Annotated in this window: 19 protein-coding genes; 5 read left to right on the forward strand and 14 right to left on the reverse strand. The window is 74.3% G+C overall.

All coding sequences use genetic code 11. The features are described from left to right. Positions 1–17: 17 nt before the first annotated feature. Both DMB38_RS05620 and DMB38_RS05625 read right to left on the reverse strand, forming a co-directional pair. On the reverse strand, positions 18–2084 hold the full coding sequence (locus tag DMB38_RS05620) for a hypothetical protein (RefSeq protein ID WP_240661993.1): 2067 nt from the start codon (positions 2082–2084) through the stop codon (positions 18–20). A gap of 137 nt (positions 2085–2221) precedes the next feature. Further along, positions 2222–3760, reverse strand: a complete 1539-nt coding sequence (locus DMB38_RS05625; RefSeq protein ID WP_240661994.1) for an aldehyde dehydrogenase (NADP(+)) — start codon at positions 3758–3760, stop codon at positions 2222–2224. A gap of 137 nt (positions 3761–3897) precedes the next feature. On the opposite strand from DMB38_RS05625, the gene DMB38_RS05630 reads away from it, so the two are divergent. The 4 genes from DMB38_RS05630 to DMB38_RS05645 all read left to right on the forward strand — a co-directional run bounded on the left by DMB38_RS05630 (position 3898) and on the right by DMB38_RS05645 (position 7915). Further along, positions 3898–4671, forward strand: a complete 774-nt coding sequence (locus DMB38_RS05630; RefSeq protein WP_125934209.1) for an IclR family transcriptional regulator — start codon at positions 3898–3900, stop codon at positions 4669–4671. Positions 4672–4787: 116 nt separating this feature from the next. Then, the gene (locus DMB38_RS05635; protein ID WP_240661995.1) at positions 4788–5906 is read left to right on the forward strand and encodes a hypothetical protein; all 1119 of its coding nucleotides are present in this window, start codon (positions 4788–4790) and stop codon (positions 5904–5906) included. Positions 5907–5909: 3 nt separating this feature from the next. Beyond that, positions 5910–7178: a histidine kinase gene (locus tag DMB38_RS05640; RefSeq protein ID WP_125934210.1), complete on the forward strand. Its 1269-nt coding sequence runs from the start codon at positions 5910–5912 to the stop codon at positions 7176–7178. Between the two features lie 101 nt (positions 7179–7279). Then, complete coding sequence (locus DMB38_RS05645) at positions 7280–7915, forward strand: response regulator transcription factor (protein ID WP_125938830.1); 636 nt, start codon at positions 7280–7282, stop codon at positions 7913–7915. Between the two features lie 151 nt (positions 7916–8066). On the opposite strand, the gene DMB38_RS05650 is transcribed toward DMB38_RS05645, so the two are convergent. Next, on the reverse strand, positions 8067–8816 hold the full coding sequence (locus DMB38_RS05650; protein WP_125934211.1) for a class I SAM-dependent methyltransferase: 750 nt from the start codon (positions 8814–8816) through the stop codon (positions 8067–8069). A 227-nt stretch (positions 8817–9043) separates the two neighbouring features. On the opposite strand from DMB38_RS05650, the gene DMB38_RS05655 reads away from it, so the two are divergent. Further along, positions 9044–10507 (forward strand): sulfatase, encoded by a 1464-nt coding sequence (locus DMB38_RS05655; protein WP_240661996.1) that lies wholly within the window; start codon positions 9044–9046, stop codon positions 10505–10507. Positions 10508–10547: 40 nt separating this feature from the next. Here DMB38_RS05655 and DMB38_RS05660 read toward each other — a convergent pair whose 3' ends face one another. From DMB38_RS05660 to DMB38_RS05710, 11 genes are all read right to left on the reverse strand, one after another. Beyond that, entirely contained in the window at positions 10548–11996 is a 1449-nt protein-coding gene (locus tag DMB38_RS05660) for an NCS2 family permease (protein ID WP_125934212.1), read from the reverse strand. Positions 11997–12159: 163 nt separating this feature from the next. Beyond that, positions 12160–13440, reverse strand: coding sequence for a polysaccharide lyase family 1 protein (locus DMB38_RS05665; protein WP_125934213.1), 1281 nt, complete (start codon positions 13438–13440; stop codon positions 12160–12162). Between the two features lie 67 nt (positions 13441–13507). After that, positions 13508–14833, reverse strand: a complete 1326-nt coding sequence (locus DMB38_RS05670; protein WP_125934214.1) for a sugar ABC transporter substrate-binding protein — start codon at positions 14831–14833, stop codon at positions 13508–13510. A 101-nt stretch (positions 14834–14934) separates the two neighbouring features. Then, positions 14935–15801, reverse strand: coding sequence for a PmoA family protein (locus DMB38_RS05675; RefSeq protein ID WP_125934215.1), 867 nt, complete (start codon positions 15799–15801; stop codon positions 14935–14937). Then, positions 15798–16973, reverse strand: coding sequence for a Gfo/Idh/MocA family oxidoreductase (locus DMB38_RS05680; RefSeq protein WP_125934216.1), 1176 nt, complete (start codon positions 16971–16973; stop codon positions 15798–15800). Before DMB38_RS05680 ends, DMB38_RS05675 begins: the two co-directional genes overlap by 4 nt. Next, positions 16970–17878 carry a carbohydrate ABC transporter permease gene (locus DMB38_RS05685; protein ID WP_125934217.1) on the reverse strand — a complete coding sequence of 303 codons (909 nt, stop codon included), beginning with the start codon at positions 17876–17878 and terminating at the stop codon, positions 16970–16972. The genes DMB38_RS05680 and DMB38_RS05685 overlap by 4 nt, the downstream gene beginning before the upstream one ends. Beyond that, positions 17875–18825 carry a sugar ABC transporter permease gene (locus DMB38_RS05690; RefSeq protein WP_047015093.1) on the reverse strand — a complete coding sequence of 317 codons (951 nt, stop codon included), beginning with the start codon at positions 18823–18825 and terminating at the stop codon, positions 17875–17877. The genes DMB38_RS05685 and DMB38_RS05690 overlap by 4 nt, the downstream gene beginning before the upstream one ends. A gap of 101 nt (positions 18826–18926) precedes the next feature. Further along, on the reverse strand, positions 18927–20666 hold the full coding sequence (gene araD / locus DMB38_RS05695; RefSeq protein WP_125934218.1) for an L-arabinonate dehydratase: 1740 nt from the start codon (positions 20664–20666) through the stop codon (positions 18927–18929). After that, the gene (locus tag DMB38_RS05700) at positions 20663–21616 is read right to left on the reverse strand and encodes a dihydrodipicolinate synthase family protein (RefSeq protein ID WP_125934219.1); all 954 of its coding nucleotides are present in this window, start codon (positions 21614–21616) and stop codon (positions 20663–20665) included. The genes araD and DMB38_RS05700 overlap by 4 nt, the downstream gene beginning before the upstream one ends. Further along, a complete protein-coding gene (locus DMB38_RS05705; RefSeq protein ID WP_047015095.1) occupies positions 21613–22245 on the reverse strand; it encodes a GntR family transcriptional regulator in 633 nt (210 codons plus the stop codon). The genes DMB38_RS05700 and DMB38_RS05705 overlap by 4 nt, the downstream gene beginning before the upstream one ends. A 194-nt stretch (positions 22246–22439) precedes the next feature. Next, positions 22440–23042, reverse strand: a complete 603-nt coding sequence (locus DMB38_RS05710) for a TetR/AcrR family transcriptional regulator (RefSeq protein ID WP_125934220.1) — start codon at positions 23040–23042, stop codon at positions 22440–22442. Positions 23043–23118: the final 76 nt, after the last annotated feature.

The following is a 23118-nucleotide window of genomic DNA, read 5'->3' on the forward strand; positions in this document are numbered from 1 at the left end:
GGCCGCCCGCGGTGCGCTCACGGCAGCCGGAGGACGACCCGTTCGCGGACGGGATCGGCGCGCGTCCAGCCGGCGGCCCGCCCGGCGTACGGACGGCCCACCTCGGCGTCGCCGCGGCTGAACCGCTGACGGGTGCCGGGCGGGGCGGTGACGGGCACCTCGACGCCGGCCGGTGCCCGCACCGTCACGGTGCCGCCGACGCGGTACGCGGTGACCTTCCCGTTCCGTACCGCCTCCGCCCAGACGGCGCGCCGCTGGAGGTCGCGGGCGATGGCCCGGGGGCGGGGGTTGTCGAGCGGGGTGCCGGGGGTGAACAGGCGGCGGTAGTCGGCGAGTACGCGGTCGAGGAGGGGGTACGCGATGCGGTCCTCGGCGAGGTTCGACTGGTGGAGGTAGTGCGGGGCGGGGTCGGCGGCGAGGACGTGGCCGAGGGCGGCGCGGGCGGCGAGGGGGACGAGATACGAGCGGTAGCCGCCCGCCGGATCGCCGCCCCCGCCCCGGCTCCCCTCCCCGAACCGGTACGCGTACGCGTCGATCTGCTCCCGCTCCGTCCCCGCCCCCGCGAACAGCCCCAGCCCGTACCGCGGCACCGTCGACGCCGTCCCCACCCGCCGCGAGAGCGGGTCCCGGGCCCGGTCGGCGGCCAGCCAGCGGACGCCCGTCGTGCCCAGGGCGGGCGCGAGGCCCGGGTTGTCGAGCGGCTGCCCCGGCGGGACGGCGAGTCCGGTGTGTCCCGCGGTGACCAGCTCGTCCCTGCGCACGAGCAGGTTCCGTGCCCACCCCCAGCGGACGTTCTCCTCGATCTGCAGCGCGATGCGCCGCTCCGGCGTCCACCGCACCTCGCCCGCCGCGTCCCGCGCGCAGCGCGCCGCGTCGCCGCCGCGCCCGCGGACGCAGCCGAGCGGCGCGCGATCGTACGTGCCGTTGATCCACCGGAACGCCTCGCGGTCGGTGATCAGCCGGTCGGCCAGCGCGTCGGCGCCGCCGTGCGCCCGGCGGTGGCGCTCGGCGGCGCCGCCGCTGTAGACGAGGTCGAGGGTGAAGTCCCGGCGGGCGGACCAGTCGCGGGCGTACGCGGCGTCGCCGCGGTTCATCCGGATCGGCGGCAGGCCGGCGCAGCCGGGGGTGCCGGAGGTGCAGTCGCCGTCGGGGTCCCAGCGGGCGTCGCGGTCGAGGACGCCGTCGACCTGGACGGCGAACCCGTAGCGGGCGGCGCCCAGATGCACGCCGCCGGTGGCCCAGTCGACGATGCCGCGGGCGAGCAGCCGGTAGGCGAGCCGGTCGCCGGGGGCGCCGAACGTGACGAGGAGCCGGCGCCGACCGTCGTCGGCGTACTCGCCGACGAGCGCGCCGCGTGCGCGCGGCTTCCCGGGCACGGCGGTGTCCACGTACGGCGTGAAGTCCGGGCCCGGCCGCACGAGCCGGCCGTACGTCTCGGCCGCCCGCGGATCGAGGTCCGCGAACGGCACGGGACCCGCGAGATACCTGAAGGGACCCGCCCGCCCGGCGGGGGTGACGCGGGCCGTGCGGCCGTCGAGCCGGCCGGACCACGCGGGTGCGCCGAGGGCGGAGTGCGGTCCTGCGGCGGCGTGGGCGTCGACCTGGCGGATGCCGAAGCGCCGCTCGTACGCGGCGAGGGCGGCGGTCTCGGCGCGGCCGAGGGCCGGTGCGCGGGCGCCGCCGGGAACGGGGGCTGCGGCGCCTGCGGGCCCACGGCCGCCCGCGGCAACGGCGGGAACGGCGGCAACGGCACCGGCAACGCCGCCGCCCGGCTCCCGCGCGCCGCCTCCGCCCGGTACCACCACCGCCTGGTACCGCGCCCGCGGGCGCCCCTCCTCCGTGCCGGCGAGGAACTCCGCGTCGATCCGCGGCCTCCCGCGCTCCCCCAGCCGCACCGCCGTGACCGGCGTGCCGATCGCCGCCAGGTGCTCGGCGATCGCCGCGACCGGCTCCCCGCCGTCGTCCACGACGAGGACGCGGAGGTCGACGCGCGGCGTGTCCGCGGTACGGGCGTTCGGAACGGCGGCGAACGACAGCGCCGCGGCGAGCGCGCACGCCGCGGCCAGGCGCCTGGACCGGACCATGGTGCTCCTCCCCGGGAGCGTCTGCGGGCTCTCCCGGGGAGCCATCCTGCGGGACGGGACGGGGGTGCGGCGCCTCGTGCCACCCGTACGGGCGACGGCGGCGGCGGCGTTCGAACCGCCGCCGCCCGCCCCGCGCGTCAGTTCTCCCGGACGCCGTCCACCGTGCGGGGCACGCCTGCCGGGTTGTCCTCGCGCAGCTCGGCGGGGAGCAGCGCCTGGGGCGCGTTCTGGTACGTCACCGGGCGCAGCCAGCGCTCGATCGCCGTGCCGCCGACGGACGTCGAGGTCGACGTCGTCGCCGGGTAGGGGCCGCCGTGGTGCTGCGCGGGGGCGACGGCGACACCCGTGGGCCAGCCGTCGACGAGGATCCGCCCGGCGAGCGGCGTCAGTTCGGCGAGCAGCCGTGCCGCGCCGCCGTCCCCGGCGTCCGCGTCCCCGGCCTCCGCCGCGCCCAGGTGCGCGGTCGCCGTGAGGTTGCCCGGCAGCCCGGCCAGCACCGCGGAGACCTGCGGCACGTCCTCGTACCGCACGATGACGGTGACGGGCCCGAAGCACTCCTCCGTCAGCAGCCCGTACTCCCCGCCGCCCGCGAGGCGTTCGGCGTCGACGGTGAGGAAGCCGCCGCTGACGGTGTGCTCGCCGTTCGCGCCCGGCGTCACGGGGCTCTCCACGCCGGGCAGCTCCGCCCGTTCCCGTACGCCCGCGATGAACGCCTCCCGCATCCGCGGGTCGAGCATCACGCCCGGCTCGGTGTCGCTGACCGCCGCCGTGAGCGAGGTGACGAGCCGGTCGCCGGCCTCGCCCGCCGGCACCAGCACCAGGCCGGGCTTGGTGCAGAACTGCCCGACGCCCAGCGTCATCGACCCCGCGAGGCCCGCGCCGATCTCCTCGGCGCGCTCGGCGGCGGCAGCCGCGCTGACGACGACGGGGTTGAGGCTGCCCAGCTCGCCGTGGAACGGGATGGGCCGGGGGCGGGCCGCCGCGGCGTCGAAGAGGGCCCGCCCGCCGCGCACCGAGCCGGTGAACCCGGCGGCGGCGACGACGGGATGGCGTACCAGCTCCACGCCCGCGTCGAAGCCGTGCACGACGGAGACGACCTCCTGCGGCAGCCCCGCCTGCTCGGCCGCGCGGTGCAGCAGCGCCGCGGACAGCTCGGAGGTGCCCGGGTGGTCGGGGTGGGCCTTGACCACGACCGGGCAGCCGGCGGCGAGCGCGCTGGCGGTGTCACCGCCGGGGACGGAGAAGGCGAGCGGGAAGTTCGAGGCGGAGTAGACGGCGACGACGCCGAGCGGCACCTTCCAGCGGCGCAGGTCGGGCCGTGGCGGGGCGAGGGAGGCGTCGGCGTGGTCGATGCGCACGTCGAGGAAGTCGCCGGCCTCGGCGATGTCGGCGAAGGCGCGCAACTGGTAGGTCGTGCGGGTGAGTTCGCCGCTGAGCCGGCCGGGCCCGAGGGCGGTTTCGGCGTCGGCGCACTCGACGACCTTGTCGACGTGCTGGTCGAAGAGGTCGGCCGCGGCCCGCAACAACCGGGCGCGCTGCGCGCGTTCGGCGAGCGCCGGGGCGGCGGCGTGCGCGGCGCGTACGGTCTTGTCGACCTCCTCGGCGGTCGCCTCGGTGGCGACCTGCTCCCGGCGGTTACCGGTGCGGGGATCGACGCTCCAGACTGGTGCGGACAACTGAGATGTCTCCGTTCCTCTTGCACACATGGCGGACGGTGACCGACGATACCGTTGGTTCGGTATTCTGAACGCCGTCTCTATACATGAATTTTTCTTGGACTTTTATCGCTGCGGCAGCAGAGAGGTCAAGCGCCATGGGGGTCGCCGACGCCGGTGGGGGTGGACAGGTCAAGTCTGCCGTCCGCACCGTGGAACTTCTCGAGTATTTCGCGGCCAGACCCGGAATGCACAGCCTCGGTGACGTCCAGCATGCCGTCGGCTACCCCAAGTCCAGCCTCTACATGCTCCTTCGCACGCTCACGGAGCTGGGCTGGGTGGAGACCGACGCGACCGGCACACGGTACGGGATCGGGGTGCGGGCGCTGCTCGTCGGCACGTCGTACATCGACGGCGACGAGGTCGTGGCCGCCGCCCGGCCCACCCTCGACCGGCTCGCCGACGACACGACGGAGACGATCCACCTGGCGCGGCTGGACGGCGTGAACATCGTCTACCTCGCCACCCGCCAGTCCCAGCACTACCTGCGGCCGTTCACCCGCGTCGGCCGCCGGCTCCCGGCGCACGCGACGGCGCTGGGCAAGGCGCTGCTCGCGACGTACCCCGACGAGGAGATCCGCAAGCTGCTGCCCGAGTCGCTGGCGCCGCTCACCGAGCACACGGTCACGGACCGGGAGCGGCTGATCGAGGAACTGCACGGGGTGCGCGAGCGCGGATACGCCCTGGACCGGGAGGAGTCGACGCTGGGGCTGCGCTGCGTGGGGGTCGCGGTCCCGTACCGGACCCCGGCGCGGGACGCGATCAGTTGCTCGGTGCCGGTGGCGCGGCTGACACCGGCGCACGAGCAGGGGATCCGCGACGCGCTGCTCGACGCGCGCGACCGGCTGACGCTGGCGACGCGGCACCTCTGATCCTGCCCGCCCCCCGGGCGTATGACCCGGCGGCGGAAGCGTCTCCGCCGCGCGGCGGAGGCGGATCGTCGGCGCGGGCGACGTACGGGACGGACGCCTCACGGGAACGTGAACGCATGGACGTCACCGACCCGCACCCCTCACGCACCGTCCGCGCGCTGCGCCTCGTCGCCGCCGTCGCCTGCCTGCCGTACCTGTCGCTGAAGACCGCATGGATCGCCGGCAGCACGGTCGGCATCCCGGCGGGCAGCGAACTGCTGGAGAAGCGCGGCACCATGGCCGCTGTCAACTCCCTCACGGTCCTCATGGACGCGGCCGTCATCGTGCTGGCCTTCGCGCTGACGCGGCCGTGGGGCCGCCGGATCCCGGCGTGGCTGGTCGCGCTGCCGCTGTGGGCCGCCACCGGGCTGCTCGCACCGATCGTGGTGGGCTTCCCGCTGCAGGCGGTGATCGCCCTCTTCGGCGGCGGGGGCGCCGGGGCGGACGACGGGGAGCCGTTCCTGGACGAGTGGGTCTTCACCGTCGTGTACACCGGCTTCGGCGTGCAGGCGCTGGCGCTCGGCTGGCTCTTCGCGCTGTACGTACGCGACCGCTGGGGCCACTTGCTCCGCGGCCGGCTCGCCGGCCTGCCCCCGTCGCCCACCGGGCCGGCGCAGCGCGTGCTCGCGGTGCTGGCCGCGGTCGTCGCGCTGCTGGTCGCGGGGCTGCACCTGAGCTGGGCGCTGGGGTCGACGGCGGGCCTGTCCGGCCACCTCGTCGGGCAGCGCTCCGCGAACCTCCGCGTGAACGAGGCGATCCAGGTCGCCTTCGCGCTGGCCGCCGCCGCGGGCGTCGTCCTCGTCGCCCATCGCCCGCGCCCGCGCACCCGGCTGGCGACGGCCGCGGCGCTGGGCTGGACCGGCGGGGCGGCGCTGGCGGCGTGGAGCGGCTGGATGCTGCTCGCGTCGCTGGTCACGGAGAACCCGGTGCGGGGCGACAGGCAGCCGACCCAGCCGATGAACCTCGCCTACGCTGGCGGCATGATCACCGGCCTGCTGGTCCTCGCGGTGGGCGCCACGTTCCTCGCGGAGCGCGCGGCGGCGGTATCCGCGGGCGGCCCGCGGCCCGCCGGCCGCGCGGCGTCCGCCGGAGGCACCGGGCCGCGGCCCCTCGCGGTGCCCGGCTTCCCCACCGGTCCCACCGGCCCCGCGCGGGGCCCGGTACCCGCGGGCTCGCCGCCGCGCGGGCGGGGCTGATCCGTGTCCGCGGGGGCCATACGGCTTCGCTGGGCCCATCTGCTGCTCGGCGGGGCGCTGCTCATGCCGTACTTCCTGCTGGTCAGCGTGGCACTCCAGGTCGCGGACCACGACGTCGACACCTTCCGCAGCCTGGGCTGGCAAGTCGTGGCGTACCTGCTGGCCCTGCCCCTGGTGGCGGCGACGCCGCTGGCGTTCCCGATGGTGCGGACGCTGGAGACCTCCGCCGCGCAGGCGCTGTGCCGGGTGCCGGGCGGGCTGCCGCCCGCCGGGCGGGACCGCTCGTGGGCGGCGCGGCGGCGGACGGCGGGGTGGTTCACGCTGCACGTGGGGCTGGGGGCGCTGGTCAGCGGGGCGACGCTGGCGGTGCCGCCGATGGCGGCGGTGCTGCTCGCGACGCCGTTCTGGAGGGAGTTGCGCGAGCGGGACTGGGGGCTGCTCGCGGTGCCCGCGTGGCTCGCCCCGCCGCTCGGCCTCGCGCTGCTGGCCGCGCTCACCGCCGCCGCGGCCGCCGCCGGACTGCTGCTGGCCCGCGCCGCCCCCGCGCTCCTCGGCCCCACCCCCGCCGACCGGCTCGCCGCTGCCGAGGAGCGCGCCGCCGACCTGGCCCGCCGCAACCGCCTGGCGCGGGAGCTGCACGACTCGGTCGGCCATGCCCTGAGCGCGGTGACGTTGCAGGCGAGCGCGGCGCGGCGGGTCTTCGACCGGGACCCGGAGTTCGTACGGGAGGCGCTGGCGGCGATCGAGGGCACGACCCGCTCGGCGGTCGCGGAACTGGACACGGTGCTGGGGCTGCTGCGGCAGGAGGACGCCGCCGCCGGTCCGTACCCCGGCCCCGCCCCCGGCCCCGGCCCCGCCCCCGGCTCCGGCTCCGGCCACGCGCCCGCGCCGGACCTGGCCCGCGATCTGGACGCGCTGCTGGCGCGCACCCGGGCGGCGGGGGCGGCGGTGCGGGTGGACGTGGCCGCGGATACGGCGGCGCTGCCGGGGCCGGTGTCGCGGGAGGCGTACCGGATCGTCCAGGAGGGGCTGGGGAACGTGCTGCGGCACGCGGGCCCGGTGCCGGTACGGCTGCGGATCACGGTGGCGGACGGAGAGTTGGGGATCGTGCTGGAGAACGATGTACCGGAGACGGCGCACGGGACGGCTGCCGCCGCGCGCGGGGGCCGGGGGCTGCGCGGGATCGCCGAACGCGCGCGGCTGCTCGGCGGCGCCGCGGAGGCGGGCCCGTACGAGCGGGGCTGGCGGCTGACGGCGAGGCTCCCGCTGTGAACGAGCCGCGGGAGAACGCCGAAGAGCCGCCGCGAGCGCTACGCTCCGGGGCCGGTGAGCCGCACACCGCCGCCGCGCAGCCGGGTCCGCCTCCGCTCCGCATCGTCCTCGCGGACGACGAGCGCATGGTGCGCACCGCGCTCCGGGCCATCCTCTCCGCCGAGGACGACCTGGCGGTCGTCGGCGAAGCCGCCACCGGCGCCGAGGCGGTCTCCGTCGTACGCCGCCTGGAGCCCGACGTCGTGCTCATGGACGTACGCATGCCGGAGATCGACGGCATCCGCGCCACCGAACAACTCCTGCGCACGATGCCCGTCCCGCCCCGCATCATCGTCGTCACGACCTTCGAGAACGACTCGTACGTCTACGACGCCCTCCGCGCCGGCGCCGCCGGCTTCCTCCTCAAGCGCGCGGGCGCCGCCGACCTGGTCCAGGCCGTACGCCTCGTGGCCCGCACCGACTCGCTCCTCTACCCCGCCGCCGTCCGCGCCCTGGCCGCCGCGCACGCCAGGACCCGCCGCACCACCGCGCTCCGCGCCCGGCTCACCGACCGCGAGGCCGACGTGCTGCGGCTGATGGCGCGGGGGCTGACGAACGCGGAGATCGCCGCCCGGCTGGACATCGGCGCGGCGACGGTGAAGTCGCATGTCGCCGCGGTGCTCGCCAAGATGGGCGCCCGGGACCGTACGCAGGCGGTGATCGCCGCCTACGAGTCGGGCTTCGTCACCCCGGGCTGAGCGCGCCGGACCTCAGAACACCGCCGTACTCGTGATACCGGACCGCACGCATGACGTTCTGCCTTCCCCACGGCCCGACCGGGCCGCTCGTACGAGCGTGGGCTGCCTGCTCGGCACGCGCCGAGAACCCGCCGGCAGGAGACGTGGCCGGTCAGTGCGGGCCGGCCGTCCGGTAGACGGAGACGTGGGAACGCGACTCCGCGGTGAATTCCCCTCCCGCCCAGTCGGCGTGCCTGGATTCCAGCGTCATGCCGGCCAGCTCGGCCATCAGGTCGAGTTCGGCCGGCCAGATGTACCGGTGAGGGCTGCGGAACAACCGGGCCTCGTGGCCGGCTCCCGCATCGAACCGGAAGTGGTGCGAGACGACCTGCTGGCGCAGGACGTCGTAGGTGTCGAGCCCGATATAGCCGGTCGTCGACTCCCAGACCACGGCCTGCTGACCCGGCGTCAGCTTGCGGAGTTCGGGGACCCACAGCTCGACGACGAACCGCCCGCCCGGTGCAAGGTGGCGTGCGGCGTTCCGGAAGCAGGCAACCTGCCCGGCCTGCGTGAGCAGGTTGGAGATGGTGTTGAAGACGAGGTAGACGAGCTGGAACTCGCCCGGGACCCGCGCGGTCGCCATGTCACCGACGACGACCGGGATGGCCGCCTCGTCCGCTTTGGTGCGAAGCCGGTCGATCATCGGCTCCGACAGCTCGATGCCGCTGACCGGGACCCCGCGCTCGGCGAGTGGCACCGCCACTCGCCCCGTCCCGATGGCGAACTCCAGCGCCCGCCCGCCCCCGGCGAGCTCCACCAGGCGGTCCACCGTGGGCCCCAGCACCTCCGGTGCGAACATGCCGGTCCCGGGGGTGTCGTAACGCTGAGCGGCTTGGTCGTCCCAGATCTCACTTTGCAGCATGAGCGGCGATGGTTGCCCGCCGCCGGAGGAACGTCAACGCATTTTCGCGCGGCCTGTGCTGGCTCCGCGAGGCGTTTCCGCAGACCGGTTGAGGGCATGCTGGGCGTGGCGCGCGGCACGTGACGGATGCCGGGCTCACCGCTCCTGCGGCTCACGGCGGTGTGGAGCCGGTGCGCTGACGACGCGGCCGATGGCGGACGGACGGCGACCGGAGCGGAGGTTCTTCGATGAGTTCACGCCACCCGGACGGCAAGGACATACGCAGGCGCACGATGCTGATCTCCGGGATGTCCGGGCTCGCCGGAATCACCGGTGCGCTGGCGCTGGGCACGCCGGCCCGGGCGGCGAGCGGCGAACCGGACCCACCGGTCAACGTCCTCCTCGCGATCGCCGACGACTGGGGCTACCCGGACGCCGGCGCCTACGGATCCCGGGCCGCGCGGACGCCGACGTTCGACCGGCTCGCCGCAGAAGGCGCGTTGTTCACCCACGCCTTCTGCGCGGCCCCCTCGTGTACGCCGTCACGGAACGCGCTCCTCACCGGCCAGGCACCCCACCGCCTCGGGGCGGGAGCGAACCTGTGGTCCGAACTCCCGGCCACGTTCGACGTGTACCCGGCCCTCCTCGAGCAGACGGGATACCGTGTCGGGCGCATACGCAAGGGCTACGGCCCCGGCGTGTTTCCGCAGTGGCCGCACGACCCGGCGGGCCCGGGCTTCCCGTCATTCGGCGAGTTCCTCGACCAGCAGCCGGAGCGGACGCCGTTCTGCTTCTGGCTGGGCTCCTCCGATCCCCACCGGCCGTACGACCCCGCGCTGGGCGAGCAGTCCGGCATCGACCCGGCCTCCGTGGACGTCCCGCCGTATCTCCCGGACACGCCGGAGGTCCGCGCCGACGTCGTCAACTACCTGGCCGAGGTGGAGCGCTTCGACCGCGAGGTCGGCGATGCCCTGCGGCTCCTGGACGAGCGTGGGCTCGCCGGGAACACCCTCGTGGTGATGACCGGAGACCACGGCTGGCCCTGGCCACGGGCCAAGGCCAACACCTACGACGCCGGCACCCGCGTGCCGCTCGCGATCCGCTGGCCGGGCCGGGCCACCCCTGGCACGGTGATCGATCGCCTGACGGTGCTGAGCGATCTCGCTCCCACCTTCCTCCACGCCGCCGGGCTGCCCGTACCGGCGGCGATGACCGGGCAGTCGCTGCTGCCGGCCCTCTCGGGCACGGCTGCTCCGCGCGAGTTCGTCGTCGTCGAGCGCGAGCGACACGCCAGGGCCCGGGAGGGGAACCTCGCCTACCCCGTCCGCGCACTACGTACGGACAGGTGGCTGTACATCCGCAACTTCTTCCCGGAGCGCTGGCCCGCCGGCGATCCGGACTTCGACCTGGGCCTGCAGGGGGTCTTCGGCGATATCGACGCGGGCCCCACCAAGACACAGCTCCTGGAGAACCGGCACCGGCCGGAATTCGCGCGGGCATTCCGGCTGGCCACCGGCAAGCGTCCGAAGGAGGAGCTGTACGACCTCGCATCCGATCCGCACAGTCTCGACGACCTCGCGGACCGTCCCGGATATGCCGCGGTGAGGACCCGGCTCCGGAAGCAGTTGCAGAGCTGGATGCTCGGAACCGGGGACCCGCGCGCCGTCGACCCGCGGACCGGCTTCTGGGACGACGTCGCCTACTACGGCTGACGTCCCCGTCCACCGGGGCGGCTGGTCCGCGTCCGCGACCTCACACCCCGAGCAGGTCCTCGATCGGCTCGATCGCGAAGTAGACCACGAACAGCACCGACACCGCCCACATCAGCGGGTGCACCTTACGGGCGCGGCCCATGACCGTCTGGAGGAGCACGTACGCGATGAAGCCGGCGCCCAGGCCGTTGGTGATCGAGTACGTGAACGGCATGACGGCGATCGTGAGGAACGCCGGGACGGCGATCTCGTAGCGGGTCCAGTCGACGTGGCGTACCTGCGTCATCAGCAGGAAGCCGACCGCGATCAGCGCGGGCGCCGCGGCCTGGGAGGGGACGACCAGGGCCAGCGGGGTGAAGAGGAGGGCCAGGGCGAAGAGGCCGCCGGTGACGAGGTTGGCCAGGCCGGTGCGGGCGCCTTCGCCGACACCCGCGGCGGACTCGATGTAGCTGGTGCTGGAGGAGCCGGAGGCGGCGCCGCCGAAGACGGTGGCGAGGCCGTCGACGAAGAGGAGGCGGCCCAGGCGGGGGACGCGGCCCTGCTCGTCGAGAAGGCCGGCCTCGCTGGTGACGCCGACCGCCGTGCCCATGGTGTCGAAGAAGTCGGTGAGGAAGAGGGTGAAGACGAGCAGCACCACGGTCACCGCGCTCACCTCGTCGAACGCGCCGAAGAAGCTGAACTCCCCGAGCAGCCCGAAGTCCGGCGCCTCGACCACGTCGCCCGGCCAGTCCGGGACGGTGAGGCCCCATGCCTCGTCGGCGATGTCGGCGACGGAGTTGATGACGATGGCGACGACGGTCATCGCCAGGATGCTGATGAGGATGGCGCCCTTCACACCCCGCGCGAGCAGCGACACGGTGAGCAGCACACCGGCGCAGAAGACGAGGACCGGCCAGCCGCTGAGCGACCCGGTGCTGCCGAGCTGCAGCGGGACGGTGGTGTCGGCGACGTCCGGGATGCGGGTGGCGAAGCCGGCGTCGATGAAGCCGATGAGGGCGATGAACATGCCGATGCCCACGCTGATCGCGACCTTCAGCGGCTGCGGGATGGCGTGCATGACGGCCTCGCGCACGCCGGTGGCGGCGAGGAGGCAGACGATGATGCCCTCCAGCACGATGAGCCCCATCGCGTCGGGCCAGGTCATGAGCGGGGCGATCTGGTACGCGACGACGGCGTTGATGCCGAGCCCGGCGGCGAGCGCGAGCGGGAGGTTGGCGGTCACCCCCATGAGCACGGTCATCACGGCGGCGACGAGGGCGGTGACGGTGACGAGTTGACCGAAGTCGAGCTGGTTGCCGTATTTGTCCTCGGCGCCGCTGAGGATGATCGGGTTGAGCACGAGGATGTACGCCATCGTGAAGAACGTGGCGAGTCCACCGCGTATCTCCCGTCCGACGGTGGACCCGCGCTCACGTATGCGGAAGAAACTCTCCAGCCCTCCGGAACCCGGCGCTGGCGAAGGGGACTTGTCGGCAATCTGCTCGGACACGGTGGTGCTCCTGAACGGCGACGGGGACGGTTGCCGTGCACACGGCAGGTCGCATTGTGCCTGCTGAGCCGCCTGATGAGGTTGAGCTTGTGTTACACCTCAGCGGCGGAGGCGTACAGGCGCGTGCCCGCGCACGTATCGTTGCCCCGCGTACGCGGCCGGCTCAGCCGATCCGGCCCGCTCCCGCCCGCGGCACCACCACGCCCGCCACCGCCCGCGGATCGTCGACCCGGGTGCGCAGCGCCGGGGTCCAGCCGGCGTCCCGCTGGAGCGGGGCGTCCGGGTGGGCCGCGTTGTGGGCCGCGACGAGGTCGGTCGGGACGCCGTTGACGGTGTTGTCGGCCGCCGTCAGCGGGGCCTCGCTCCACTTCTTCAGGATCCGGCCCGCGCCGGTCCCCGGCGGCAGCCGGAAGGAGTTCTTCTCCGCCACCAGCCGCGACTCGAAGCCGATGCCGAAGGAGTACGCGTACGACTCCGCCGCGATCACGTAGTGGTTGTTGTACGCGTCCACCTGCCCGAAGCGCACCCGCGGCGCCCGCTCCCCCACCGCGCGGAACAGGTTGTGGTGGAGCGTCACCCGCAGCCTGCCGCGGTCCGTGGCGCCCGCCCCGTCGCTGTTGCCGATCATCAGGGTCTTGGCGTGGTCCTCGAAGACGTTCCAGGAGACCGTGACGAGGTCCGCGCCGCGCACGACGTCGAGTTCGCCGTCGTGCCGCTGGTACAGCTCGCCGTAATGGTGCGGCAGGGAGCTGTCGGGGTGGCGGCCGTCGGTGAAGGTGTTGTGGTCCAGCCAGACGTGGGTGGAGTTGTGGACCACGGCCGCGTCGTACTCGGAGTTCCAGGCGCCGCGGTCGCCGTCCGTGGGGTCCCACTGGGGGAAGCAGTCGAGCGGGCTCTCCAGCGTGAGGTTGCGGACGATGACGTTGTCGGCGTCCTGGAGCCGGAGGCTGGCGCCCCGGATGGCGGCGTCGCGGCCGACGCCGACGACGGTGGTGTCGGAGGGGACGTACGCCTCGATGGCGGCGGCCTGGTTGGCGGCGGAGGCGGCGCGGGCGTCCTCCTGGGGGCCGCTGACCGGGGTGTCGCGGCCCCAGACGGCGGGGTCGTAGGCGGCGAGGTAGCGGTCGAAGTCGTAGCCGGGGGCCTCGTAAGCGGCGCAGCCGGCCGCGCCGGCGTCGATCGTGCCGGCGACGCGGACGATCTGCGGCTCCCCGGCGCCCGCCGCGAGCGCCGCGCGGAACTCGTCCCAGGTACGGACCGTGCGGACGTTCTCCCGGCCCGCCGCGGCACCGCCGGTCGTGCCGCCGGCCGCCGACGCCCAGCCGTCGCCCGCGGGGAGGGTGCCGCGGGCGGGGTCGTGCCCGTACGCGGGGCCGGCCGCCGTGGCCAGCAGCGCCGCGCAGCACGCGAGCGCACCCGTCGCGTGCCGTGTCAGGTGACGCATGTGCGGCTCCTTCACAGAGTCGGTGTCGGCGGGCCGGCGGCCGCACGGGCCGCCGGCCCGCGGGGGATCACTTCTGCTCCTGCCACTCCGCCCGGGCCTCGTTCAACTGGTCGGCCATCCCGTCCAGGAACTCCTTCGCGGACATCTCGCCGAGGAGCACCTTCTGGAACGCCGGCTCGTTCCCCGTCTTGCTGATGTCGTTCCAGTCCGGGAGGTAGTACGGCAGTTGGACGATCTCCGTGCTGCCGTCCGTCAGCGACGCGAAGGCGGCGTTGTCCCGCGCCGACTCCCTGACCCAGGGGTCCCCGGCCGCCTCCGTGTTGGCGGGGATCTGCGCCGCCGCCTCGTTCCACGTGCTGTTGGCCTCGTGCGCCGCGGCGAACTCGATGAACTTCCAGGCCGCGCCCTTGTTGCCGCTCGACTTGAACAGCCCCAGGCCGTCGACCGGGTTGGAGACCTGCACCCGCTTCCCGCCGGGCCCCGTCGGCTGCGGCAGGCCCGCGAAGCTGCCCTCGCCCAGGGCCTTGAGATGGTCCTGGTACGAGCCGAGGTTGTGGCTCAGCATCCCGATGTCGCCGTTGTCGAACTGCGCGACCATCTTCACGAAGTCGTTGTTCACGTCCGCCTCGGGCGTGACCTCCCCGTAGAGCCCGACGTACTTCTCCAGCGCCGCGACGTTCTCCGGCGCGTTGACCGTCGTCTCCTCGCCGTCCCAGAAGCCGGTGATCCCCGACTGCCCGTACATCGCGTCCAGCGCCTGCGCGATGGAGCCCTCGCCGCCGCGGATGGTGTAGCCGAAGGCGTTGTTCTCCTTGTCGGTCAGCTTCTCGGCGGCGGCGTAGAAGGCGTCCCAGGTGGTCGGCGGGGCGAGCCCGGCGTCCTCGAAGAGGTCCGTGCGGTACCACAGCGTGCCGTTGTTGGCGGAGGTCGGCACGGAGTACATCTCCTCGCCCCGCCCGCCCGCGGCCCGGACGCTCTCGGTCATGCTCTCGGCCAGCACCCCCTTCAGCCCGCCGTCCTCGATCCGGCCGCCGACGGGTTCCAGCGCGTCCTGCGCCACCATGTTCGCGAGGTACGAGGTGGTGACGCCGCCGACGTCCGGCAGCCCGCCGCCGGCGATGGCGGTGTCGTACTTGGACTGCACGTCGTTGATCGGGATCGGCACGTACTCGACGTCGATGTCCGGGTGCGCCTTCTCGAAGTCCGCGATGATCTCCTTCCACACCGGCGTGCGCACACCGCCGTTGTTGTCCCAGAAGGTGATCGAGCCCGCGCCCTTCCCCTCGCTGCCGCCGCCGGTGCTGCCGTCGTCGCCGCAGGCGGCCGCGGTGAGGGTGAGCGCGCCCGCCAGGCAGACGGCGGCGGCTGCTCTCAGTGGTGTGGTCGTGGTCATGTGTCGGCTCATTTCGGTGGGATGGCGGAGGTACGGGTCGGAGGGGTACGGGTCGGGGGGGGACGGAGTCGGAGGGGGAACGGCGGCGTACGGGCGGGCCGTCACGCCACCGCCCTGCGCGCCAGCGCGGCCGCGGCCGTCCGGTCCAGCCGTCCGTCGGCCACCGCCGTGACGACCCGCCGCGTCAGGCTCGCGCCCGGCGCCAGCGGCACCCGCGCGGACCAGGCAAGCGCGGAGCCGACGCCGGGGTAGTCCCGGGCACGGACGAACCAGGGGTCGCGGCGGGTGGCGTCGGTGGCGCCGGCGAAGACCAGCGTCCAGGCGTCCGAGGCGAGCGCCAGCCAGCGCGCGGGCCGCCCGTGCACCGCCTCCTCGCCCTCGGCGGTCGCGGTGAAGACCCGCGGCGGGCGCTCCGTGCGCGGGGCCCGCCAGAAGTAGCCGCCGTAGCCCGCGCCGGGGCGGCCGTTGGTGGCGGGGCTGCCGAACGAGACCGGCGCGCCCGAGACGTTGGTGAGCGCGAACGACACGCCCAGCGCCCACGCCCCGTCGCCCGCCGGGGCCACCGCGACCGCCCGGCGCTCGCGCAGCACCTCGGCGCCGCCCGCGTACCAGCCCAGTTCCTCGACGAAGCCGTCCGGGTCGCGCAGCAGCCATCCGGCGTGCCGCTGCTCGCCGTGGTCGGCCAATTCGACCGGGCCACGGCCGCGGACGAAGGTGCGCCCGCCCCAGAAGTTGGCGCCCGAGACGTCGGGGACGGCGATGCTGACGCCGAGGTGGTGCGGGTGGTCGCCGGGCATCAGCTCGGTGACCGGCACCCCGGCCAGGGTGGTGAGCGGGTGGAGGTACGGGCGCGGGGAGAGCCGGGCGTCGAGCCGCGGGCGGTGGACGTAGCGGCCGACGCGGCGCCCCGCGCAGCTCAGCAGGGTGGCGGCGTCGGTGCCGGTGCGGTTACGGGAGGGGACGGTCATACGTGGCTCACCTCGCTGCCGGCGGCCCAGGGGGCGCCGAGTTCTGAGTAGAGGGCCAGCCGCTCGGCGCCGGCGGCGACGAGCGCGTCGATGCCGGGCACCACGCGGCGCCCGGCCGGAGCGCCGCCGTCCGCGGGTGCGGCGCGCCAGGCGGTGGCGGGCAGCGGCACGGGGTCGGGAGCGGTGCGTACGGCCTCGACGACCCGCATGAACGCGCCGCCGTCCGCGACGGGGGCGAGCAGCGGGGTGCCGTCGCCGAGGTGGTCGAGGAGGTTGCCGAGGAGGTCGGTCCTGCGGTACGTGAACTCCTCCGGGCCGTGCCCGGCGCGCTGGAGCAGGACGCGGTCCTCCTTGTACCAGAGGGTGATCCGGCCGGTGACGCCGTGCACCATCACGTACGGGTCGGCCGCCCGCTCGGCGCAGAGCGTGACGGCGGCGACGACCTCGGTGCCGCGGGCGGTGGTCAGCCGCAGGCAGGAGGTGTCGTCGGCCTCGATGGCGTAAGCGCGGTACAACTCCAGCTCGATGCCGGTGACGTCGCCGGCCCGCGTGGTGCCGTCGAGGGCGAGCGCGGTGGCGACGGCGTGCGCGAGCGGGTTGGTGAGCACGCCGTCGACCACGTCGCTGCCGTCGAGCCGGCGCCGCCCGGTCCAGGGCGCGCGCCGGAAGTACGCCTCGTCGCGCACCCAGGCACCGGCGGCGCCGATGCCCCGTACCGCGCCGATGGCGCCGTCGGCGACGAGCGCGCGGACGGCGGGCAGGGCGTGCGAGCCGAGGGACTGGAAGCCGATCTGGCAGGCGGCGCCGGCGGAGCGGCAGGCGGCCTCGATGCGCTCGTAGAGCGCGAACGACGGCGCGGGCGGCTTCTCCAGCAGCAGGTGCACGCCGTACGCGGCGGCCACCACGGCGAGGTCCGCGTGGGTGGGGATCGGGGTGGAGACGACGGCCAGCCGCGCGCCCGTACGGGCCAGCAGCGCGGCGAAGTCGCCGTCCTGCGCGACGGGTTCGCCGGCGAACTCCGCCGCGGTCAGCGGGCGCGTCTCGCAGATACCGGCCAGCCGGACCCGGCCCGCGTGCTCCAGCCGGCGGATGTTGGCGAGGTGCCGCCGCCCGTGGCCGCGGGCGCCGGCCAGCACGACGGGCACGGGCGTACGGGGGTCGCGGGCGGTCATCCCTTCACCGCCCCCGCGCTGAAGCCGGTGATCAGCCACCGCTGGATGAACGCGAAGACGATCACCACCGGCACCGCCGCGATCACGCCGCCCGCCGCCAGCGCGCCCAGGTCCACGCTGTCGGCGCCGATGAGGGTGTTGAGGCCGACGGGGATCGTCTGCTTGTCCTGCTCGCTGAGGAACATGAGCGCGAAGAGGAAGTGGTTCCAGCTATGGACGAACGCGAACGAGCCGACGGCGATCAGTCCCGGCCGCAGCAGCGGCAGCACCACCGCGCAGAACGCCCGGAAGCGACCGCAGCCGTCGACCCAGGCGGCCTCTTCCAGCGCGTACGGCACGTTCTTGATGAAGGTGCTGATGAGGATGAGGGACAGCGGGAGCTGGAAGACGGTCTCGGCGATGACGACGCTGCCCAGCGAGTTGATCATCTGCAGGCTGCGGAAGATCTCGAAGAGCGGGACGAGCATCAGGGCCCCGGGGATGAACTGCGAGCACAGGAGCCCGAGCAGGAACGCCTTCTTGATCCGGAAGTCGAAGCGGGCCAGCGCGTAGCCGCCGGCGAGCGCGACGCCGGTCGTCATCACGAGCGTGGCGACGCCGACGAGCATGCTGTTCTGGAAGAACGTCCCGAAGCTGCGCTCGGTCCACACCTTGTCGAAGTGCTCGAACGTCATCGGCCACGGCACCAGCGAGGTGGAGCCGGCGGGGCGCAGCGCGAAGAGCAGCATCCAGTAGAAGGGGACGAGCGTGAACAGCAGGTAGAGCCCGAGCGGGAGCCAGATCTGCCAGCGCGGTACCTCGTCGTACGCCCGCCGCCGGCGGCGGCGCCCGCGGCGGGCGGGAGGGGCGGGCGCGGCGCCCCGGGCGCGCGGGGGCGCGGCGAGCGCGGTCGGAGCGGTGCTCATCGGTTGTCGCCTCCGAACTTGCTCAGGCGCAGGTAGAGGATCGAGCAGAAGAGGAGGATCACGAACGCGACGGTGGTCAGGGCCGAGGCGTAGCCGAAGTCGTGGCCGTGGATGCCGGTGTTGGCGACGTACAGCGGGAGGGTGGTCGTCTCGCCCGCGGGGCCGCCGCCGGTGAGGGTGTAGAGGAGATCGACGTTGTTGAACTCCCACACCGCGCGCAGCAGCGTCGACAGGATGATCGCGTCCCGCAGATGCGGCAGCGTGATGTGCACGAACTGCCGCAGCCGCCCGGCGCCGTCGACCGCCGCGGCCTCGTAGAGGTCCTTCGGCACGGACTGGAGGTCGGCGAGGATGAGGATGGCGAAGAAGGGGACGCCGCGCCAGAGTTCGGCGAGCACGGCGGCCCAGAAGACGGTGCCGGTGTCGGAGAGCACCGAGGTGCCGTACGAGCCGATGCCGGCGTCGGCGAGGTAGCGGCTGACACCGGTGGCGGGGTTGTAGAGCAGCATCCAGATCGTCGTGGTGAGGACGCCGGAGACGGCCCAGGGCGAGAAGACCAGTGCGCGGGCGAACGCGCGGCCCAGGAACGTCTGGTTGACGATCAGCGCGAGGGCGAGGCCGAACGCGAGCTGCAGCCCGACCTCGACGACGACCCACTTGGCGCTGAACGCCAGGGAGTCCCAGAACAGCGGGTCGTCGGTGAGCAGGGTGGTGAAGTTCTCCAGACCCGCGAACCCGTCGCGCCAGGGCTTGGTGACGTTGTAGTGGCGCAGGCTGTAGGAGAAGACGCTGAGCATCGGGTACGCGATGAAGCCCAGCATCAGCAGCCCCGCGGGGGCGATCAGCAGGTACGGAAGGCGCCGGGACCCCCCGCGCCGGCCGCCCCCGCGCCGGCTCTCCGCGCGCCGCCGGGCCGTTCCCGGCGGCCGCGCCACGGCTTGGGCCATGTCTGCTCCTATCGGTGCCGTCGAAGCGCTTCGCGAACGTCGTTCGATGAGTCGGACAGGCTGGTACGGGGTGGAGCGGGGGTGGTGCGCGCCCGGGGCGGTCAGCCCGCGTAGGGCTCGGGCACCCGGCCCGCACGGGCCAGGAAGGCGAAGTCGCAGCCGGTGTCGGCCTGCGTGATCTGGTCGGCGTACAGGGCGCCGTAGCCGCGCTCGTAGCGCGGGGGCGGCGCCGTCCAGGCGGCGCGGCGGCGGGCCAGTTCGGCGTCGCCGACCTCCAGCCGCAGGGTGCGGGCGGGGACGTCGAGGGTGACGAGGTCGCCGTTCTCGACGAGCGCCAGCGGCCCGCCGACGTACGCCTCGGGGGCGACGTGCAGCACGCAGGCGCCGTAACTCGTGCCGCTCATCCGGGCGTCGGAGATCCGCACCATGTCGCGTACGCCCTGCTTGAGCAGGTACGCGGGGATCGGCAGCATCCCGTACTCCGGCATGCCGGGGCCGCCCAGCGGGCCCGCGTTGCGCAGCACCAGCACGTGGTCCGCGGTGAGCGCGAGCGCGGGGTCGTCGATGGTGCGCTGGAGTTCGCGGTAGTCGTCGAAGACGGCGGCGGGGCCGGTGTGCGCGAGCAGCCGGGGCTCGGCGGCCACGTGCTTGATGACGGCGCCGTCCGGGCAGAGGTTGCCGCGCAGCACGGCCACGCCGCCCTCGGCGGCGACGGGGTTGCCGCGGGTCCTGATCACCTCCGCGTCGTGCACCCGGGCGCCCGCGAGCCGGTCGCGCAGCGTGCCGGTGACGGTGGGGCGGTCGAGGTGCAGCACGTCGGTCAGACGGGAGAGCAGCGCGGGCAGGCCGCCGGCGAAGTGGAAGTCCTCCATCAGGAACCGGCCGCCGGGGCGTACGTCGGCGAGCACCGGCACGGTGCGCGCGATCCGGTCGAAGTCGGCGGGGGTCAGGGCGACGCGGGAGCGGCCGGCCATCGCGACCAGGTGGATGACGGCGTTGGTGGAGCCGCCGAGGGCGAGGACGGTGGCCGCGGCGTCCTCGTACGCCTCGCGCGTGAGGATCCGCGCGGGGGTCAGGTCCTCCGCGACCATCCCGACGATCCGGGCGCCCGCCGCCGCGGCCATCCGCTCGTGCCCGGAGTCGACGGCGGGGATCGAGGAGGCGCCGGGCAGGGTCATGCCGAGGGCCTCGGCGGCGGCGGTCATGGTGGAGGCGGTGCCCATGGTCATGCAGTGGCCGGGCGAGCGGGCCAGCCCGCACTCCAGCTCGGCCAGCTCGCAGTCGCCGATGAGCCCGGCGCGGTGGTCGTCCCAGTACTTCCACATGTCCGTACCGGAGCCGAGGACTTCACGGCGCCAGCGGCCGGGCAGCATCGGCCCCGACGGGACGAAGACGGCGGGCAGGCCGGCGCTGGCGGCGCCCATGAGCAGCGCGGGGGTGGTCTTGTCGCAGCCGCCCATGAGCACCGCGCCGTCGACCGGGTACGAGCGCAGCAGCTCCTCGGTCTCCATGGCGAGGAGGTTGCGGTAGAGCATGGGCGTGGGCTTCTGGAAGGTCTCCGAGAGCGTGGCGACGGGGAACTCCAGCGGGAAGCCGCCGGCCTGCCACACGCCGCGCTTGACGGCCTGGGCGCGCTCGCGGAGGTGGGCGTGGCAGGGGTTGATGTCGGACCAGGTGTTGAGGACGGCGACGACCGGCTTGCCGAGGTGTTCCCCGGGCAGATAGCCGAGTTGCCGGGTACGGGCGCGGTGGCTGAAGGAGCGCAGTCCGGCGGCGACCCCGTCCCCGTACCAGCGGTGGCTGCGCAACTCGCGCCCCTGCCCGCGCCCTTCCCCGGTCATATCCCCCACCCCCGTACGATCTCCGCCACCCGCTCCCGCACGGGACCCGGCAGCAGCCGGCCCGGCGGGCGCACGTCGCGGCGGGCCAGGCCGAGGGCGGCCAGCGCCTCCTTGACGACGGAGACGTTGTCGGCGGAGGCGTCGGCGGCGCGCAGTTCCTCGAAGGGGCGGATCTGCTCCCAGACGCGCATGGCCGCGGGGTAGTCGGCGGCGCGCAGTGCCTCCAGCATCGCGAGGGAGACCTTCGGCGCGACGTTGACGAGACCCGAGGTGAAGCCGGTGGCGCCGCAGGCCCAGTAGGCGGGCGCGTACAGCTCGGCGAGTCCGGCGACCCAGGCGAACCGCTCCCGTCCCGCGTCGCGCGCGAAGGCGGCGAAGCGGGCGGCGTCGGGGACGGAGTACTTGACGCCGACGACGTTCGGGCACAGCTCGCCGAGCCGCGCCAGCCGGGCACCGTCGAGCCGGTCGCTGCGGATGTACGGCACGACGCCGAGCCCGGGGACGGCCTCGGCGACCGCGCGGTGGTAGTCGACCCAGCCGCTCTGCGAGACGTACGGGTGCACCGGCTGGTGCACCATCACCATCTCGGCGCCCGCCTCCGCCGCGTGCCTGGCGGCCTCGACGGCGGTGGGCAGGTCGTGGCCGACGCCGACGATGACGGCGGCCTCGCCCCGGACCTCGGCGACGGTCAGTTCGGTGACCCGGCGGCGCTCGCCGGGGCCGAGAGAGTAGTACTCGCCGGTGTTGCCGTTGGGGGTGACGGTCCGTACGCCGCCGTCGAGGAGGCGGCGCAGCAGCGCGCGGTACGCGTCCTCATCGATGCCGCCGACCGCGTCGAAGGGGGTGACGGGGATGGCGACGGCCTCGGCGAGTGCGGGCCTGAGGTGGTCCATGGGGCCGGCCTTCCGGTCGGGGGCGGCGGCGTCGGCCGCGGCCGGGACGGCGGTCATGCGGGGAACGCCCGGGCGAGGAACGACGCGATGTGGTCGTGGAGCGCGGCGCCCGCCGCCTGCGCGTCACCGGCGGCGGCGAGCCGGAGGATCTCCCGGTGCTCGCCGGCCTCGCGCTCCCAGGAGGGGTTGGCGGACCAGGCGACGGTGGAGACCAGCGCGGCCTGGTCGCGCAGGTCGTCGAGCATGCGGCTGAGCAGCGGGTTGCCGCAGGGCAGGTACAGGGCGCGGTGGAAGTCGCGGTTGGCGAGGCTGCGGTCGGCGGCGTCGGGCGCGGACTCGGCGCGCACCAGGGCCTCTTCCGCGGCGAGCAGCGACGCCTCCAGCGCGACGGTGCGGCGCAGCGCCTCGGGTTCGAGCAGCAGCCGGACGTCGTAGACCTCGCGGGCCATGGCGGCGTCCACGGTGCGCACGGTGACGCCTTTGTACTGGCTCATCACCACGAGCCCGGAGCCGGCCAGCGTCTTGAGCGCCTCGCGCACCGGCGTCTTGGAGACCCCGAACTGCGCGGCGAGGTCGGTCTCGACGAGCGGCTGCCCGGGGGTGAGCTTGCCGGTGAGGATGGCGTGCTTGATCGCGTCCTGCACGTACTGCGTGCGGGAGGGGATCGGGCCTGGAGCGAAGGTCATGGCCGCCCTTGGGTATCTCAGGTATCGCGTCTCATATATGACGTACGAAGTACGACGCGCTGAAAGTAGGGCGGCACGGGGGGTTCGTCAATGGGTGCGGCGGCACGACTTCCGTGCCGCCGGGGGGAGTTGGGCGGCGTACGCGGGTGCGGGCGGGCGGCGTACGGGCACCGGCCTCGTACGACGCGTGCGGATCAGGCGGTGCAGCCGGCGCGCAGCAGTGCGGCCTCGGCGAGCCGCCGGGAGACGGTGACGGGCTCGGGCACGGCGGAGAGCCCGTAGAGCACGGTCGCGCCCTCGTGGATCAGCAGCAGCTCGTCGGCGAGGAGCCCGGGGTCCTTTGCCCCGGCCCGCTCGCACAGCTCGCGCAGATAGCCGCGCAGCCAGTGCTTCTGGTCGGCGATGACCTGGCGGCCCGCGTGCCCGGGGTCGGGCAGCTCGGCGGCGGCGTTGACGAAGCTGCAGCCGCGCGGGGACTGCCCGCCCATCCAGGTGCCGAGCGCGTCGAAGGTGGCGAGGATCCGGTCGCAGGCGGTGCCGCCGGCGGCGGTGCGCTCGACCTCGGCGGGCAGCCAGGTGCGCCAGCGCTCGTCGCGCCGCCGCAGGTAGGCGGCGACCAGGGCGTCCTTCGAGCCGTAGCGGTCGTAGATCGTCTTCTTGGTCACACCGGCCCGGCGCGCGATCAGGTCCACGCCCACGGCGGTGATGCCGCGGTTGTAGAAGAGCGTCTCCGCGGCGTCCAGGATCTTCCGCGCCGCCGGCGTGAGCCGCGGCTGCACCGCCGTCTGCGTCGCCATCTGCGACCACCTCCGCCGCCGAGTATACCGACCTGTTTAGTACACTGGCCGAAGCGAGTAAACCGATCGGTTTAAT

The organism is Streptomyces sp. WAC 06738 (genome assembly GCF_003945505.1).
Lineage (GTDB): Bacteria > Actinomycetota > Actinomycetes > Streptomycetales > Streptomycetaceae > Streptomyces.